This is a genomic window from Sphingobium xanthum (assembly GCF_019737615.1).
Classification (GTDB): domain Bacteria; phylum Pseudomonadota; class Alphaproteobacteria; order Sphingomonadales; family Sphingomonadaceae; genus Sphingobium; species Sphingobium xanthum.
On record NZ_JAHKKS010000011.1, the window covers coordinates 20,311 to 35,895 of the forward strand.

General features: G+C 63.3%; 19 protein-coding genes and 1 pseudogene. 18 read left to right on the forward strand and 2 right to left on the reverse strand.

Translation table 11 applies throughout. The features are described 5' to 3' along the window. Positions 1-19 precede the first annotated feature (19 nt). Positions 20-781 carry a 16S rRNA (uracil(1498)-N(3))-methyltransferase gene (locus tag KM135_RS16245; protein ID WP_221715089.1) on the reverse strand — a complete coding sequence of 254 codons (762 nt, stop codon included), beginning with the start codon at positions 779-781 and terminating at the stop codon, positions 20-22. Between the two features lie 327 nt (positions 782-1,108). Further along, positions 1,109-1,552 carry a DUF4265 domain-containing protein gene (locus KM135_RS16250; protein ID WP_221715090.1) on the reverse strand — a complete coding sequence of 148 codons (444 nt, stop codon included), beginning with the start codon at positions 1,550-1,552 and terminating at the stop codon, positions 1,109-1,111. 167 nt (positions 1,553-1,719) lie between these two features. Here KM135_RS16250 and ubiA point away from each other — a divergent pair, with 167 nt between their 5' ends. The 18 genes and pseudogenes from ubiA (at position 1,720) to KM135_RS16340 (ending at position 15,522) form a co-directional block, all read left to right on the forward strand. Then, the gene (ubiA, locus tag KM135_RS16255) at positions 1,720-2,628 is read left to right on the forward strand and encodes a 4-hydroxybenzoate octaprenyltransferase (RefSeq protein WP_221715091.1); all 909 of its coding nucleotides are present in this window, start codon (positions 1,720-1,722) and stop codon (positions 2,626-2,628) included. Positions 2,629-2,713: 85 nt separating this feature from the next. Continuing rightward, positions 2,714-3,361: a YqaA family protein gene (locus KM135_RS16260; protein WP_221715092.1), complete on the forward strand. Its 648-nt coding sequence runs from the start codon at positions 2,714-2,716 to the stop codon at positions 3,359-3,361. 159 nt (positions 3,362-3,520) lie between these two features. Next, a complete protein-coding gene (lnt, locus tag KM135_RS16265; RefSeq protein ID WP_221715199.1) occupies positions 3,521-5,071 on the forward strand; it encodes an apolipoprotein N-acyltransferase in 1,551 nt (516 codons plus the stop codon). Between the two features lie 75 nt (positions 5,072-5,146). After that, positions 5,147-6,355: a methionine adenosyltransferase gene (gene metK, locus KM135_RS16270; RefSeq protein ID WP_221715093.1), complete on the forward strand. Its 1,209-nt coding sequence runs from the start codon at positions 5,147-5,149 to the stop codon at positions 6,353-6,355. Positions 6,356-6,561: 206 nt separating this feature from the next. Next, a complete protein-coding gene (locus KM135_RS16275) occupies positions 6,562-7,446 on the forward strand; it encodes a hypothetical protein (protein WP_246606230.1) in 885 nt (294 codons plus the stop codon). A gap of 189 nt (positions 7,447-7,635) precedes the next feature. Next, positions 7,636-8,076, forward strand: coding sequence for a YybH family protein (locus KM135_RS16280; RefSeq protein WP_221715095.1), 441 nt, complete (start codon positions 7,636-7,638; stop codon positions 8,074-8,076). Between the two features lie 69 nt (positions 8,077-8,145). Continuing rightward, a complete protein-coding gene (locus tag KM135_RS16285; protein ID WP_221715096.1) occupies positions 8,146-8,598 on the forward strand; it encodes a twin-arginine translocation signal domain-containing protein in 453 nt (150 codons plus the stop codon). A gap of 543 nt (positions 8,599-9,141) precedes the next feature. Further along, positions 9,142-10,269, forward strand: coding sequence for a zinc-binding dehydrogenase (locus KM135_RS16290; RefSeq protein WP_221715097.1), 1,128 nt, complete (start codon positions 9,142-9,144; stop codon positions 10,267-10,269). A gap of 68 nt (positions 10,270-10,337) precedes the next feature. Further along, positions 10,338-11,033 (forward strand): tRNA (guanine(46)-N(7))-methyltransferase TrmB, encoded by a 696-nt coding sequence (gene trmB, locus KM135_RS16295; protein WP_221715098.1) that lies wholly within the window; start codon positions 10,338-10,340, stop codon positions 11,031-11,033. A 290-nt stretch (positions 11,034-11,323) separates the two neighbouring features. Next, on the forward strand, positions 11,324-12,031 hold the full coding sequence (locus KM135_RS16300) for a helix-turn-helix transcriptional regulator (protein WP_221715099.1): 708 nt from the start codon (positions 11,324-11,326) through the stop codon (positions 12,029-12,031). Between the two features lie 38 nt (positions 12,032-12,069). Further along, positions 12,070-12,279, forward strand: a pseudogene (locus KM135_RS16305) (phage major capsid protein); the annotation flags it as partial. Between the two features lie 99 nt (positions 12,280-12,378). Beyond that, positions 12,379-12,918 (forward strand): head-tail connector protein, encoded by a 540-nt coding sequence (locus tag KM135_RS16310; protein ID WP_221715100.1) that lies wholly within the window; start codon positions 12,379-12,381, stop codon positions 12,916-12,918. Positions 12,919-12,937: 19 nt separating this feature from the next. Beyond that, positions 12,938-13,333 (forward strand): DUF3168 domain-containing protein, encoded by a 396-nt coding sequence (locus KM135_RS16315; protein ID WP_221715101.1) that lies wholly within the window; start codon positions 12,938-12,940, stop codon positions 13,331-13,333. A 49-nt stretch (positions 13,334-13,382) separates the two neighbouring features. Beyond that, the gene (locus tag KM135_RS16320) at positions 13,383-13,790 is read left to right on the forward strand and encodes a phage major tail protein, TP901-1 family (protein ID WP_221715102.1); all 408 of its coding nucleotides are present in this window, start codon (positions 13,383-13,385) and stop codon (positions 13,788-13,790) included. Beyond that, positions 13,787-14,104 carry a gene transfer agent family protein gene (locus KM135_RS16325; RefSeq protein WP_221715103.1) on the forward strand — a complete coding sequence of 106 codons (318 nt, stop codon included), beginning with the start codon at positions 13,787-13,789 and terminating at the stop codon, positions 14,102-14,104. The genes KM135_RS16320 and KM135_RS16325 overlap by 4 nt, the downstream gene beginning before the upstream one ends. 20 nt (positions 14,105-14,124) lie before the next feature. Continuing rightward, positions 14,125-14,388 (forward strand): phage tail assembly chaperone, encoded by a 264-nt coding sequence (locus KM135_RS16330; RefSeq protein ID WP_343228216.1) that lies wholly within the window; start codon positions 14,125-14,127, stop codon positions 14,386-14,388. Continuing rightward, the gene (locus tag KM135_RS16335; protein WP_221715105.1) at positions 14,306-14,887 is read left to right on the forward strand and encodes a tail tape measure protein; all 582 of its coding nucleotides are present in this window, start codon (positions 14,306-14,308) and stop codon (positions 14,885-14,887) included. Before KM135_RS16330 ends, KM135_RS16335 begins: the two co-directional genes overlap by 83 nt. A 101-nt stretch (positions 14,888-14,988) precedes the next feature. Then, positions 14,989-15,522, forward strand: a complete 534-nt coding sequence (locus tag KM135_RS16340) for a PEPxxWA-CTERM sorting domain-containing protein (protein WP_246606231.1) — start codon at positions 14,989-14,991, stop codon at positions 15,520-15,522. The last annotated feature ends 63 nt before the right edge of the window (positions 15,523-15,585 follow it).

A 15,585-nucleotide genomic window follows, 5' to 3' on the forward strand; every position in this document is an offset into this window, starting at 1 on the left:
TTGCCGGGGGCGCGCAAATTCATTTCGTTTCGCAACTTGTCCAGTCGCCATTCTGGGACATCCACGCCGCGGTCGCTGCGATGGCGGCGGTTTCGGCGCGCAGGATGCGCGGACCGAGCGAGATCGGCCGGGCCTGCGGCACCGCGCGGATCGCCTCGCGCTCGCCCGTCGTGAAGCCGCCTTCCGGCCCGATCAGCAACGCAGCCGGGCCGGGATTCGCTGCGAAGGCATCCTTGAGCGGAACACCGCCCAGCTCATCGGCGAAGAAAAGCACGCGCTCCTCCGGCCAGCTCTTCAGCAGCGCGGGCAGGCCGACCATCTCGGCCAAAGCGGGCAGCGCGGTGCGCCCGCATTGCTCGGCGGCTTCCACCAGATGCGCCTGCAACCGGTCGGCATTCAGCTTGTCGACCACGCAGCGCTCGGTCAGCACCGGCACCAGCCGCGCGACGCCGAGCTCGCAGGCTTTCTCGGCGACGAGGTCGATCCGGCCTTTCTTGATCGGCGCGGCGCACAGCCAGAAGTCGGGCACCGTCTCAGGCGGCCTGGTCTGCGCCGTGCAGCGCAGGACGAGATCGCGCTTGCGGATCTGCTCCGCCTGCGCCGCCCATTCGCCGGACGCCCCGTCGAACAACAGCACGACATCGCCCTCGCGCACGCGCATCACCGAGATGAGATAATGCGCGCCATTGCCATCGATCGGCACGGCGACGCCTTCGCCGAGCGCCGTCTCGACGAACAGGCGCGGCGCGGATCGGGGCGGCCAAGCGGGGGTGGCGGGCATGGGAGCGGACTAGCCGGGCGGGCAGGGCGGGGCAAGCCGGTGCATGGCGGCATTGCACGAGCACACTCTTACCGTTCGCTCCCATTCCAACCAGCTCGTCATGGTGAACTTGTTTCAGCATCCATTTCGCCGGCTCGACCTGAGCTTGAAGGCACGATGGATGCTGAAACAAGTTCAGCATGACGGCGTATAGCAGATCGGGCCTGGTGAGAGTTGAAGTGGACCCGTCCTAAATCAGCCCATTTTAGTAAACTGTCACCGTAACCCCAAGCGACATGCGTAAGTTTGGTGAGTTTAGTAAAATGTCACTGTAGTCCCACTGTAATCCTAGACTGAATGTTCAAAATTCGATTCTTCAAAGTCCCAAATCTCGTCGGATTCTCCCGCTTCGAGTTCCGAGTATACCTTTTCGATGTCAGAATCCGATGGAATACTTACCGAGACCAGTAGAACCTCACCGATCTTCCCAACCTCATACAAACAACCAAGATCGGCAATCTGCTTCAATCGATCTTCCGGCAACGTCTCTCCATGAACGATAATGCGGTAAGTGGAGTGTCCTCCTGGCAGCGAAACAGATACAAAGTCTTCGATGCCATCCGTGCTCAATTCGGTTTTTATGATATCGTTAAAGCTCACTCCAAAGGCTAGAAAAGGAAGATTGTCGAGTCGACGCAATCCACTATCAAGTGGGTCGGCCCAGAGGGTTTCAGTAGCTGAGCCGTGCCATTGATCGGCATCCAGCACGAAGCGTATTTTCACTTTTTCCATCAGTTGTGCTGTTCCTCGTCTCGTCGTAAACGTTTACCCCTCGCCAAATCGCCTCCCCGACGCTCTCATTCAAGCAACCGATCGCGAAAGCCGCAAGCGACTTGAGAGGGCGTATCGAGCCCAAGAACGGCCTGCCCTTGCCGCGCCTTCTGTGGCAAAGGCGCACCATGGAACCGACGCAGATCGTCCCCGATACCGAAACGCGCGGCCTTCTGCGCCTGCTTCCGCGCGCCGCCCGGCCCTACGCGCTGCTCGCGCGGTTCGACCGGCCGATCGGCTGGTGGCTGCTCTTCTGGCCCGGCGCCTGGGCGATCGCGCTGGCGGGCGGCCTGCCGGAGCGCTGGCCGATGCTGTTCTGGTTCCTGCTCGGCAGCATCGCGATGCGTGGCGCGGGCTGCGTCTATAACGACATCGTCGATCGCGATCTCGACCGCCAGGTCGCCCGCACCGCCAGCCGGCCGATCGCGAGCGGCGCCGTGTCGCTCAGGGCGGCGTGGGTCTGGCTGGTCTCGCTCTGCCTCGTCGGGCTGATCGTGCTGCTACAATTGCGCTGGCAGGCGCAGATCGTGGCGCTGGCGAGCCTCGCTCTGGTCGCCGCCTATCCGTTCATGAAGCGCATCACCGGCTTTCCGCAGGCCTGGCTCGGCCTCGTCTTCACCTGGGCTGCACCGGTCGGCTGGGTAGAGATCACAGGCGGGATGAACGCCGCCGGGCTGCTGCTCTATGCCGGCGCCTTCTTCTGGTGCATCGGCTACGACACGATCTACGCCCTGCAGGACAAGGAGGACGACGCGCTGGTCGGCATCGGCTCCAGCGCGCTCACCATGGGGCGGCATGTGAAGGCCGGCGTCGGCCTCTGCTATGCGCTGGCGATCCTGCTCTGGGGCGGCGCGCTCTGGCTCGTCCAGCCCCTCTGGCTTTCCTTGCTCGCCCTTGCGCCGATCGCGCTGCATGTCCTGTGGCAAGTCGCGGCACTCAAGGAAGACGGCGAAGACCCGCTGGTCAAGTTCCGCGCGAACCGGTTCGCGGGGCTGCTGATGTTTCTGGCGTGTCTGGTGGTGGGGATGGTCCAGTAACTCTCTCCCGCTTTCGCGGGAGAGGCTTATGACATCCAACCATCCCGCTAGCGCCCTCCGCTCAATCCCGCTATTGCGCCGCACAATGCTGCATCGCCTCTACGAATGGACGCTGGCCAAGGCCGCGCACCGCCACGCCGAATGGTGGCTCATCGTCGTCTCCTTCCTTGAGTCCAGCTTCTTCCCGATCCCGCCGCATCCGCTGCTCGGCCTCATGTGCCTCGCGCGGCCGAACAAGGCGCTGCGCTATGGGATCATCTGCACGCTGGCGTCGGTCGCGGGTGGCCTGCTCGGCTATGCGATCGGCCATTTCCTGTTCGAGGCGGTCGGCATCAGCCTGCTCGGCGCGCTCGGCCTGACCGAGAGCTTCCCGAAAGCCGCCTGCTATCTGCGCGATTATGGCGCGGAGATCATCCTGGTGAAGGGCGCGACTCCGATCCCGTTCAAGCTCATCACGATCACGGCGGGCTTCATCGGCCTCTCGCTGTTCACCTTCCTGTGGGCGAGCATCATTTCGCGCGCCATGCAGTTCGTGCTGGTAGGCGCCCTGTTCTGGAAGTTCGGTGCGCCGATCAAGGTCTATCTGGAGCGCTATCTCGGCTGGATTACGGCCGCGTTCGCAGTGCTCGTGGTCGGTGGCATCCTCGCGGTGAGCCTGCTCGGCGGCGGCACCGGCAAGGCCGGCGACAAGTGCAGCGGCGCCACGATGGAGCAGATCGTCGGCGCTAAATAAGCGCTGTCCTACAGCCCGCCGCCCATGCCATCTCACCATGCGCGATATGCGGGAAGTTAGAGAAGTTCCGAAAAATCGCTTCGCTGATCGGCGGGCAGTGGGCCGCAATTGCAACTGTCACGAAACCGGGCGATAGGAGCGGCCGTGGCGAGCATCCGGATGATCCAGACGATGATGACGCGGCGCCCGGGGCTGGTCGCGCTGCTGGCTGGCGCCCTGTCCGCGACCGGCTTCGCGCCCCTGCATCTCTGGCCGCTGACCCTCGCGCTGCTGGCGCTGTTCCTGCATCTGCTCTGGCTGGCACCAGACCGGAAAGGCGCGTTCAAGATCGGCTATGCCTTCGGTCTCGGGCAATTCAGCATCGGGCTCAACTGGATCGCGCATGCGTTCACCTTCCAGGACACGATGCCGCATGCGCTCGGCTATCCGGCCGTCGTCCTGCTCTCCTTCTACCTCGCCGTCTATCCGGGCATCGGCGCGATTATCGGCTGGCAATTGGGGCGCGGCCGGCCGCAGCTGTTCGCCCTGTTCGTCGCCTGTGCCTGGTTGCTGACCGAATATCTGCGCGCCACGCTCTTCACTGGCTTTGCCTGGAATCCGCTCGGCGTCATCTGGCTGGGCACGGGCGTCGATCAGCTCAGCATCGTGATCGGCACTTATGGCCTCGGCCTGATCGTGATGCTGGCCGGTGGCGCGCTCTGGTGGGCGTCGCATCGGCAATGGCGGCCGGCGGGGCTGATGGCCGTGGGCTTGGCGATCGTCGCGGCGCTGGGCCTGCTGCGCGCCGGACAGGTCGAGGCGGATCGAGCATCCGGTGCCGTCGCATCGATCCGGGTCGTCCAGCCGAACATCAATCAGAACGAGAAATATGACCCGCAGCTCGAGGAGCTGAATTTCCGGCGGCTGGCCTCGCTCACTGGCGGCCCGGTCGTGCAGCCGCGCCTTGTCTTCTGGCCCGAGGCGGCCGTGCCCGCGATTCTCGACATGGAGCCGCGCTGGCGCGCGCGCATCGCCATGCTGCTCGGGCCGGACGAGCTGCTGATGCTCGGCGGCGACAAGTTCCACTATGCGGAGCAGAACGGCATCATCGATGCCAACACGCTCGCCGGTGCCAACAACAGCCTGTGGGTGCTGGATGCGCGAGGATCGCTGCTCGGGCGCTACGACAAGGCGCATCTCGTGCCTTATGGCGAATATCTGCCGATGCGGCCGCTGCTGAGCGCGATCGGCTTGTCGCGGCTGGTGCCGGGCGATGTCGATTTCTGGCCGGGACCGGGACCGCGCACACTGGCCTTGCCTGCGGCGGAGAAGCGCGGCCCGCTCGAAATGGGGGTGCAGCTTTGCTACGAGATCATCTTCTCGGGGCAGGTGATCGACCCCGCCAATCGGCCGGACTTCATCTTCAATCCCTCCAACGATGCCTGGTTTGGCTCCTGGGGTCCGCCGCAGCATCTGGCGCAGGCGCGGCTGCGCGCGATCGAGGAGGGCTTGAGCGTGATCCGATCAACGCCGACCGGCATTTCCGCGCTGGTCGATCCGGCCGGGCGGATCGTCGATGATATCCCGCATGGCGAGGCCGGCGCGTTCGATGCCTTGCTGCCGCCCGCGCAGGCGCCGACGCTCTTCTCGCGCTTCGGCAACATCATCCCGCTCGGCCTTGCCGTGATTCTGTTGGTTAGCGGCGTTGCCATTGCGCGCCGCAACCGTTAGAGGCGCACGCACATAAACATTTCTTTATATCAAGCGCGGTCACGTCCGAACCGCTAGAAGAAAGGCCCCGGCTCCATGCGCAGTTCTTATCTCTTCACGTCCGAATCCGTGTCTGAAGGCCATCCCGACAAGGTGTCGGACCAGATTTCCGATTCGATCGTGGATCTGTTTCTGAGCAAGGATCCCGAGGCGCGCATCGCCTGCGAGACGCTGACCACGACCCAGCTCGTCGTGCTGGCCGGCGAAATCCGCTGCAAGGGCGTCTATGAGAATGGCGAGTGGGCGCCGGGCGCGCTCGAGGAGATCGAGAAGACCGTCCGCAACACGGTCAAGGAGATCGGGTACGAGCAGGACGGCTTCCACTGGGAGACGCTGCGCTTCGAGAATAATCTGCACGGCCAGAGCGCGCATATCGCGCAGGGCGTAGACGCCAAGGACAACAAGGACGAAGGCGCCGGCGACCAGGGCATCATGTTCGGTTTCGCGACCGACGAGACGCCGGATCTTATGCCCGCGACGCTCTATTACAGCCACAAGATCCTCGAGAAGATGGCGGCCGATCGTCACAGCGGCGCGGCGCCGTTCCTGGAGCCCGACGCGAAGAGCCAGGTGACGCTCCGGTTCGACAACGGCAAGCCGGTCGCCGCGACCGCGATCGTCGTCTCAACCCAGCACGCCAAGGGCTATGACGAAGGCGCCAAGGAAGCCGAGCTGCACGCTTATGTGAAGAATGTCGTTGCCGAGGTCATCCCGGCCGCGCTGCTCTCCGACGAGACGGTCTATCACATCAACCCGACCGGCAGCTTCGAGATCGGTGGCCCGGACGGCGACGCCGGCCTCACAGGCCGCAAGATCATCGTTGATACTTATGGCGGCGCCTCGCCCCATGGCGGCGGTGCGTTCTCGGGCAAGGATCCGACCAAGGTCGACCGCTCGGCGGCGTATATCACGCGCTATCTCGCCAAGAACATCGTCGCGGCGGGCCTCGCCAAGCGAGTCACCATCCAGCTTGCTTATGCCATCGGCGTCGCCAAGCCGCTGTCGCTCTATGTCGATACTCATGGCACCGGCACGGTCGGCGACGACAAGATCGAGGAAGCGATCGGCAGGATCGAGAAGCTGGGCGGCATGACCCCGCGCGGCATCCGCACGCATCTCGGCCTCAATAAGCCGATCTACAAGAAGACGGCGGCTTATGGTCACTTCGGCCGCACCCCGGAAGGCGACTTCTTCCCCTGGGAGCGCACCGACCTCGTCGAGGACCTCAAGGCCGCGCTCGGCTGAGCCTCGGCCTGAACTGAACTTAGGAAAGGGCGTGCCGGTGACGGCGCGCTCTTTTCGCGTCAGGCGCTGTTCATCGTTCGTTGGACATGCTGGCTGCCTTCGCTATTTTCATCGCAAGTGGGGTGCGTATGACCAGATGGCTTTATGGTATTGTTGGCCTTTCCGCCGCAATCCTCGCAGCGCCCTCCGCTGCGCAGGCGCCGAACATGACCAGGGAGCAGGCGCGCGCGCTCTATGTCGCGGGCGGCTTTCCGATCGGCGTTGACGGCCGCTCGCCGACCAATCGCTGCGGTCGCCCGGCCAGTCCCAAGATCACGTTCGTCGACATCAATGGCGACCGGCGCCGCGAAGCGCTCTTCATCGACATCAGCAACTGCTACAAGCCGGACGGGCGCTGGTACGCCGTCGTCACGCAGGATGCGGACGGCCGCTGGCGGCGGGTCATCGACGGCCTCGGTTCGATTCAGGCCAATGGCAAGATCGTGAACGGCTGGTTCGCGTTCAACGTGACCAGTGCCGGCAAGACCCGGACGATGACCTATAACGGCCGGGCCTATGTACCGGCAGGCACTGCGCCGCTGCCGCCGGCCGGGAATGCGGCAAAGCTGCCGCCGCCGACGGTTTCCAACCAGCCCCAGACAATGGCCGCACCGGTCGCCCCGAACTCTGCCCAGCGCGACGCCGCCATCTTCCAGGCGGCGGGCCTCAAGCGGATTCGCGGCCAATGGGAAAGCGGGTGCAACGATCCCAGCAGCGGTTCGATCTATGAGCCCGGCCGCATCGATCAGGTGAAGGACCTGAATGGCGACGGGCGGCCGGAAGCCATCGTCATCGAGGGTGGCAGCCTTTGTTACGGCAATACCGGCGAGGCATTCTGGCTGGTGAGCCAGCAGGCGAACGGCAGCTGGAAGCTCCTCTACAACTCGGTCGGCATCGCCGAATTCCTGACGACCAAGGGTGTCGGCGGCTGGCCGGACATTTCCATCGGCGGCCCGGGTTTCTGCTTTCCGGTCGTGCGCTGGAACGGCAGCGCCTATGTGCAGAACCGCTTCGCCTATGAAGGGAAGCCGTGCCGCCGGCCGGCTCCCTGAAGGACAGGCCCGGCATTTTCTGAGGCTTGCCGAAGGCCTTCCCATCGCGGTCTTGATGAATTTGCGGTAGTATGCGCGCGCTTGTCTTCGGGACAGCCAAACGATGCACGGAGAGAGGCATCATGCTCAGAGCCACCGCTTTGCCGCTTCTCATCTTCGCCAGTAGACCGCCACGGAGGGGGAAGGCCTATGGATCAGGAAACAGCGGAGCTCATCAAGCAGGTCGAAACGACCGGAGGCGCATGGGTGAACGGCGACGCGAGCGGCTTTGCCACCCATGCGTCACAGAAGGATGATTTTTCCATCATGGGACCGTTCGGCGGGCCACCTGCCATTGGATGGACACTCTACGCCTCCGTGGCGCCGCGCGTCGCGGCACAGTTCAAATCGGGCACCAGCCGGACACAAGTCATCTCCGCACATAAATCGGGGGACCTCCTCGTGCTGGTCCAGATCGAGCATCAAACCGTGCTTTTCGCCGGGGACGACGCGCCGCAGGACTGGAACCTGCGCGTCACACAAGTATATCGCCGCGAAGACAACGAATGGCGCATCGTACATCGGCATGCCGATCCGCTGTTGGTCATGCGCAGTATGGACGAGGCGAAGGAACTGGCACGCAAGAAGTGATCCAGCTCGGCTCTTGACGGCCCGCTCCTGGGGCGCAGCATAGCTGCACCCGAAATAGGAGAGGATCAGATGGAAACCAGTCGCCGCGATTTGCTTGCCGCCGGCACGATCTTGACCGCGCTCATGACGACGGGTGCAGAAGCCGCGCCTGCCCCGCCGCCGCCAGGATTGATGGAAGTGCTGCATGTCTATTCCGACGCCGAGGGTGTGAGCCATGCGCGGCGCGTGCGGGTTTATGGCAACAAACCCATTCCGGTGACGCAGATCGTTGCGGGCTCAATCGGCCCGGGCCTGACGCAATGGGGCACGGCGTCCAACAAGCGCTTCTCGATCAACGTGACGGGCGATCTCGATGTCGAGCTGGGCGACGGCACGCATCACCGTATCGGCAAGGGCGACCTCGTCTTCATCGAGGATCAGGGCGGCCGTGGCCATCGCAGCCACATGCTGACCGCGATCGCCAATCTCTTCATCATGGTACCGGACGATTTCGATCTGCGGGCATGGGCAGGGAAACCCTAGCCTGAATCGATATGCCCGGTGGCGGCCTTCGGGTCCGGCCTGCGTCGGGCGGCGAATGGCGTTCCGGACATGTCGTGTTTCCAGAGTCGCGTAAAAACAGTGTTTTGTATGTCCGACTGTCTTTGAATCTGCCTCAGACCGGACCGACTGTCGATACAGACCGGGACGAAAGGTCACACTAAGGTCACACGATCGAGCATGTATTTACCTTTCGGCACCGATGGCGCTGTCAGTGATTTTCGGACCTGAGAAAGAGCTCCGTCCGGGGTGCCATGGGCAGGGGGCGTAGGGCAGCGATTTTTGCCGGGCGCTCGACCTCTCCCTCTCTCGCCAATGGAATGTCGCTCCGACCTGGCCGGGCGCGGTCAATGTGACGGCATGCGTCTCTGCCGAACGTCGTTTGACAAATATAGGAAGCTGGCCCAAGCAGCCCAAAATGGCGGAGTGCCGTATGACGCCCGCATTCGCGAAGGATCGCCGCTGCCGCCGGGCACGCCGGCCGGCGCATGACGGCGCAGAGCTGAACGATATCAGGAGGGCGAGATGCAGGAAATGTTGGAAGGGCAGGCGCTGCGATCGCTGATCACGGCCGATGGGCAATTGCGACTGAGCCTGGAGCCGATCACGATCGACGAGCCCGGGCCGGGCGAGGTGGTTGTGCGCGTCGAAGCCGCGCCGATCAACCCGTCGGATCTGGGTTTGCTGATGGGGCCTGCGGACGGTGCGACCCTGCGGAACGAAGGCTCAGGCGACACGCTGACCCTGGTGGCGGATATTCCGCCGGATCGGCTGGCGTCGGTCAGCGGCCGAATCGGTCAGCCACTGGCACTCGGCAATGAAGGCGCCGGGACGGTCGTTCAGACCGGTGCCGATGCGCAGCATCTGTTGGGGCGGACGGTCGGCGGAGCCGGCGGAGGCATGTATGCGACCTTCCGCAAGCTCCCGGCCGCGAGCGTCATTCCCTTGCCCGATGGGGCCAGGGCCGACGACGGAGCATCGCTGTTCGTCAATCCGCGCACCGCGCTCGGGTTTGTCGAAACAATGCGGGCGGAGGGACATGGCGCGCTCGTTCATTCGGCGGCGGCGTCCAATCTCGGCCAGATGTTGCTGCGCATCTGCCTTGCGGACGGCATTCCGATCGTCAACATCGTGCGGAGCGAGGCGCAGGTGACGCTGCTGCGTGGCATGGGCGCGACACATGCCATCGACAGCAGCAAGGCCGACTATCGCGAGCGCCTGATCGACGCGATTGCCGATACCGGCGCCATGATCGGCTTCGATGCCGTGGGCGGCGGCAGGACGGCCAGCCAGATGCTGGAGGCCATGGAGGCAGCGGCGAGCCGGAAGCTCGACAATGCCTATAATCGCTACGGATCGGGCGTCATGAAGCAGGTCTACATCTATGGCACGCTGGATGCCGGGCCGACGATCATCGATCGCATCGGCTACAGCTGGAAGGTGGACGGCTGGCTGCTGACCAACTTCATGCAGAAGGCGGGGGCGGGGACGCTCGCGCGGATGGGGCAGCGCGTACTCGATGAGCTGACGACCACCTTCGCGAGCCGTTACACGGCGAGGATCAGCCTTGTCGATGCGCTGAAAGCAGATGTCGCCAAGGCCTATGAGCGAAAGGGAACGGGCGCGAAATATCTGATCGATCCGAGCCTCTAGAAGTGCGGGCATTGTTAGCGGAAATGGCTGACTGGCCAACTGCCGCATGATGCGCTAGCGGCCCGGGCATGACAGCCTTCAAGTCCGGCGACCCGACCACGTTGAACCGCCTGTATGGGCGCCAATCCGGCCACAAGCTGCGCATGGGGCAGCAGGCGCTGGTCGATGAGCTGCTGCCGGCGATCAGCGTGCCCGAGGAAGGCGAGATCACGGCAGGCGGTCTGTTCGGCTTCGATCGGCCGCTGCACTTCGAGATCGGCTTCGGCTCGGGCGAGCATCTTGCCTATCGCGCGGATATGCTGCCCGACCACGGCTTCATTGGCTGCGAGCCGTTCCTCAACGGCGTGGTCGGCGCGCTGGGGCACATCAGGGACCAGCATCTCGCCAATGTTCGCCTGCACATGGGGAATGCACTGGACGTGCTCGCGCGCGTACCGGACGGCGCGCTGAGCTTCGTCTATCTGCTCCATCCCGATCCCTGGCCCAAGGCGCGTCACGCCAAGCGTCGGATGATGAACAAGGGGCCTATCGACCTGATTGCGGCGAAGCTGAAGCCGAGTGGCGAATTTCGCTTCGGCACCGATCACCCGATCTATCTGCGCTGGGCGCTGATGGTGATGCGCGAGCGGGAAGACTTCGAATGGCTATGCGAGACGCCCGCCGATTTCCTGAAGCGCCCGGGCGGCTGGCCAGAGACGCGCTACGAGGCGAAGGCGCGCAGGAAAGGCCATGAAGTCTGGTACTTCCGCTACCGCCGAAAATAACCTATTTGGAAAAATAGTCTTGACATCGTGACGCTGTTTGGTTAGAAATGATCAAGATCGGAATTCGAATCGACGGCGACGATGAACGATTGGGCTCGAGGCGCATTGAGCGCGTCAATCGGTGGTCAATTTCAGTCCTCTTTCGCTCATTCGCCGGGATCTCGGTGACCGGCAGAACACGCTTCGCAACATTCCGCCACTTCGGCAGCCTAAGCGGCTGCGGAATCGCTTGCTTTTGAGTCTGGATAGGCGGACGATGAACGTTCAGCGAAGCCTACGGAGCTTCCCGGGTGGAAGACATACTGAGGAGAATCGCGAGCGCGACGACACTGCCGCTCTTGTGGCGGCAGATGACGCGCTATTTCAGTCGGCACGGCTTCGACGGCGTGAGCTATTATTGGGTCCGCACCTCGACGAACCTTCCGGCGACTGTTCCGCTGCAGCACGGCTTTTCCAAAGAGGAAATCGAGCTTTATCTGTCGTTTGACTTCCAGCGGCTGGATATCGTGCCGCGCGCGGCGCTGGCCGCCGGGATGCCAATTCGCTGGACGGATGTCTGGCGCAGTTCCGAACTGACGTCGGAGGAGCGGGAATTCCTGGGGTCCATGCGAGCGATCAACTTTTCGGACGGCTTCTCGATGCCCTGTTATGGCCCCAATAATCGCAATGCGGTGGTGGGCATCTCGAAGATGACGCCGGACGCCGATACGAGCCCCAGTCATATGTCGCTTCTCCATTTCGCCGCGCAAGCGGCGCATCTGCGGATCTGCGCTCTGTTTGCCGACGAAGTGACGCGCGACCGGCAACTCTCGACGCGCGAAAAGGAAATCCTCGACTGGGTGGCGCGGGGCAAGAGCAATGGCGTGATCGCCGAGATCCTCGCCATCTCGCCCGGCACGGTGGATACCTACATGCGGCGGATTTACGAGAAGCTTGAAGTGTCCGACCGGACCTCGGCCGCCGTGAAAGGTGTGGGGCTCGGTCTTATCGCCGCTTAAGAAGGTATAGCGAAAGCCGCTAATTCCAGGCGCCGCTTGAAGGCATGCCCGATGTCGCGGCGGACAGCTTGTCGATTGCGTTCGGCAATTTCGCGCATGGCTATGTCATCGCCGAGCGCAACGAGACGAGCATCTTGCGTGATCCCTTCACGAACAAACCTTTCGTGCATTTCTATGCGGTCAAGCGGATCGGCGGGGCTGTCATGAACAGCGAAGCGATCAAGCTGATGAAGTTCGCAGCCTCCTGACGCCGTCAACGGGCTTTCCAAGGACTGGATGCCGCCATGTCGCGCTGATCAAGCGCGGCATGGCGCCTTCTTTCCGCGTTCTGGCGAAAGGGCAAATGCATGACCGTGACCATAGCAAAAGGCGGCCCGCTCGCGGTGCCGCTCGATGACCTAAAATCCTATCTGAAGATTGGTCTCGACGACCAGGATGAGGCGTTGACCGATCTGATCCATAGTGTGCACGACGCGGTCGAACGCTTCCTCGGTCAGCTCGTCGTGGCACGGACGATCGACGAAGTACTCACCGCGCGAACGGCATGGCAGAAGCTCGCGATACGACCGGTACGGAGCATCACGGCCATTGTAGGCATTCCGGCCGACGATCCCGAGTTTGCGCTGCCGGTCGATGCCTATGCCATCGATATCGATGGCAGCGGGACCGGCTGGCTGCGGATTTCAACGCCCGGCCTCGCCGGACGGGTTCGCGTGACCTACTCAGCAGGCATGGTGGAGGATGCATCCGATGTTCCGGATGCGATCCAGCATGCGATCATCCGGTTTGCTGGCGAATTGCATGCCTCGCGCGAGGGGCTGGAACCCGAGCTGCCGGCGTCAGTCGTTGCTTTGTTACGGCCATGGCGTCGGCTCGCGCTGGCATGAGCGTTGGAGGAGAAATCCGATGTCCGGCGAACTAGCAGTGCGCGGCGCGATGCTGTCGGCGCTTCGCAGTGACGCAACATTGCCAACGCTCGTCAATCAAATGAGTGACGGCGTACCCGAAAAGGCGAGCGCGCCCTGGCTCATGCTTGGTGAAAGCACGGCCAGTGGCTGGGGCGCGCAGGGAGTCGAGGGGCTGAGCCTGCGCCAGTCTTTGCTGCTGGTTCTGCGCGGCGATGATCTCGCAAGGGTGACGGCCATCATCGAGCGCATCGACGCCGCGCTCGCAGCCACTGAGCCGGACCTTGGCGACTGGCGGATCACCAGCCTGCGGTTCGAGCGTTCGCGCATCCTGCGCAGCCGGACGGAATGGCGCGTGACGGCGGACTATGCCGTGCGGGCGGCCAGGGTGCTCTGAGTCCGGCTGTACGCGGCTCTGAAACTTCGTTTTGAAAGGACATCTGGTCATGGCAGTCGAGAAAGGCAGCGCGTTCCTCCTGAAGATCGGCGATGGTGGGGAGCCTGCAACCTACGCCACGGTCGCCGGTCTGCGGGCCACGCAAGTCTCCGTCAATGGCGAGGCGGTCAACATCACAAGCAAGGATTCCGGTGGTTGGCGGCAGCTGTTGCCAGGTGCCGGCGTGCGATCGGTCAGCGTTTCGGGCGGCGGTGTCTTCACTGGCTCCGCAGCCGAGGTGCGATTGCGCAATCACGCTCTGGCAGGGGCGATCGATGACTATGAACTCAGCTTCGAAAGCGGCGAAAAGCTGCGCGGCAAATTCCTCGTGACGCGGCTGGATTATGCGGGGGGTTATAATGGCGAGCGCACCTACACGCTCAGCCTCGAAAGCTCGGGCATGGTGAGCGCGCTATGAGTGTCGTGGCCAATACCGCACGCGGCGAGGTGCCATTCCGCATTCACGGGCAGGAATTGGTCGTCCGGCCGAGCTTCGCCGCGCTGGTCGCTGCCGAGAGCGAGATCGGGCCGTTGCTCGCTCTCGCGGGACGGGCGGGGCAGGGCGATGTCCGATTGGCGGAGATCGAAGCGCTGATCTGGCACTGTCTTGTCGATCGCCCGGCGGAGCTGGACCGGTCGCACCTGGGTGAGGCGCTACTGGAGCAAGGTTTGGCGAATACCGTGCCGGTTCTGAGGACTGTTCTGAGGCAGATTTTGGCCGGCGGGGGATAAGGGGCGTGGAGAGCTTTGCGGTGGCTGCGCGGCGCCTTTGTGGTCAGGCGGGGCTCCTGCTCGGTTGGCGGCCCGAAGAGTTCTTGCGGAGCACGCCCGATGAAATCGGTGACGCATTGCGCGCGCTGCATGGTCAGTGCGGCGTTCCCGAAACGCCACTCGATCGCGCGATGTTCGCGCGTCTGATGGAGATCTATCCTGATGGAACAAGAACTGGATCGACTACTGAGTCCGATGCAAACGGAGTTTTCCAGACTGCAGGCCGACACGGGGGATCTGCGTAGCGAGCTCGATGCTCTCGCCGTCGGTGCGGACCGGGCCTGCCGTGTCATCGAGGGCGCACTGCTTCGGGTCGTGCGGACAGGAAAGTTCGGCTTCGAGGATCTCGGCAAGCTGGCGCTTTCGGTCATGGCGCAGATCGCTCAAGCGGCGGTGCGAAACGGCATCGAAGCTATCTTTCATGGCACAGGCAAAGGCCAGGATGGGGGAAGTGCCCTGGCCGGGCTGGCCACCTCGCTCCTGTCCGACCTGCTCGGAGCGCCGGGGCGGGCGACGGGCGGCCCTGTGTCCCCCGGCCGAGCCTATCTGGTCGGCGAGCGCGGACCGGAAATCTTCTTGCCAACGAACAGCGGGCGGATCCTGACGGGGGTGGGAGAGCATGGAGGATCGCGAGACGTTCGGGTTTCGATACATATCAATGGCAGCGGCCAGGATGCGCCTCGCACGCTCGCTCGCAGCGCTCGGCAGGTTGCGCGTGTTGTTCGGGGTGCTTTGGCGGAATAGGAATCCCTGAACGGGACGGCCGATGTCAGGAATTACTGGCAAAACGTGGTTAATGGGATAAAAATACCACTGCCGGAGGTCGCACTTCGACGGCGTCGGGGTTGGCTCCGGAATTGGAAAAAGCCAATTGGAGTGGGACCATGAGAAAAACAGTGTTGATGGGAGCCGCTGCTTTCGTCGCGCTCGGCGTAGCTAGTCAGGCCGGAGCCGCTACGGGCTTCAGCTTCGAGAATCTCGGCGGCGCGGAATATGATACGATCGGCTTCAACATCGTTGGTGATGCCGTGTTCACGGGCGACACCGATGACGGCAGCGGCACGGATGATGTGACGTTCGAAATCTGGGATGACGGTACGCAACTCTTCTCGACATCTTTCGCGGGCGTGATCGGCGTCGAAAACACGTTTCATTTCGATGAGTGGTTTCCCGGCTTGATCAAGCAGGGAGCGGCGGGCGTCGGCCTCTATCTCTACGACAATGGCGCGCTCGTGCTGTCGATCGGCAACTATAACCCGCCGCATCTCCCCGATCCGGGCGCGATCCCGGAGCCGGCGACCTGGGCAATGCTCGTGAGTGGTTTTGCCTTGGCGGGTGCGGCCATGCGTACGCGCCGTCAGCGGGTGAATTTCGCCTGATCCGGGGGAAGCTCCGCAAAGGGTAAGCAACGCGCTTTCCTCTCGAGCAAGATTGGGGCGGGC

Excerpts from the sequence above, each read along its gene's own strand:
- KM135_RS16245 (WP_221715089.1), bottom strand. The coding sequence starts at position 781 with ATGCCCGCCACCCCCGCTTGGCCGCCCCGATCCGCGCCGCGCCTGTTC.
- KM135_RS16250 (WP_221715090.1), bottom strand. The coding sequence starts at position 1,552 with ATGGAAAAAGTGAAAATACGCTTCGTGCTGGATGCCGATCAATGGCAC.
- ubiA (WP_221715091.1), top strand. The coding sequence starts at position 1,720 with ATGGAACCGACGCAGATCGTCCCCGATACCGAAACGCGCGGCCTTCTG.
- KM135_RS16260 (WP_221715092.1), top strand. The coding sequence starts at position 2,714 with ATGCTGCATCGCCTCTACGAATGGACGCTGGCCAAGGCCGCGCACCGC.
- lnt (WP_221715199.1), top strand. The coding sequence starts at position 3,521 with ATGATCCAGACGATGATGACGCGGCGCCCGGGGCTGGTCGCGCTGCTG.
- metK (WP_221715093.1), top strand. The coding sequence starts at position 5,147 with ATGCGCAGTTCTTATCTCTTCACGTCCGAATCCGTGTCTGAAGGCCAT.
- KM135_RS16275 (WP_246606230.1), top strand. The coding sequence starts at position 6,562 with ATGACCAGGGAGCAGGCGCGCGCGCTCTATGTCGCGGGCGGCTTTCCG.
- KM135_RS16280 (WP_221715095.1), top strand. The coding sequence starts at position 7,636 with ATGGATCAGGAAACAGCGGAGCTCATCAAGCAGGTCGAAACGACCGGA.
- KM135_RS16285 (WP_221715096.1), top strand. The coding sequence starts at position 8,146 with ATGGAAACCAGTCGCCGCGATTTGCTTGCCGCCGGCACGATCTTGACC.
- KM135_RS16290 (WP_221715097.1), top strand. The coding sequence starts at position 9,142 with ATGCAGGAAATGTTGGAAGGGCAGGCGCTGCGATCGCTGATCACGGCC.
- trmB (WP_221715098.1), top strand. The coding sequence starts at position 10,338 with ATGACAGCCTTCAAGTCCGGCGACCCGACCACGTTGAACCGCCTGTAT.
- KM135_RS16310 (WP_221715100.1), top strand. The coding sequence starts at position 12,379 with ATGACCGTGACCATAGCAAAAGGCGGCCCGCTCGCGGTGCCGCTCGAT.
- KM135_RS16315 (WP_221715101.1), top strand. The coding sequence starts at position 12,938 with ATGTCCGGCGAACTAGCAGTGCGCGGCGCGATGCTGTCGGCGCTTCGC.
- KM135_RS16320 (WP_221715102.1), top strand. The coding sequence starts at position 13,383 with ATGGCAGTCGAGAAAGGCAGCGCGTTCCTCCTGAAGATCGGCGATGGT.
- KM135_RS16325 (WP_221715103.1), top strand. The coding sequence starts at position 13,787 with ATGAGTGTCGTGGCCAATACCGCACGCGGCGAGGTGCCATTCCGCATT.
- KM135_RS16335 (WP_221715105.1), top strand. The coding sequence starts at position 14,306 with ATGGAACAAGAACTGGATCGACTACTGAGTCCGATGCAAACGGAGTTT.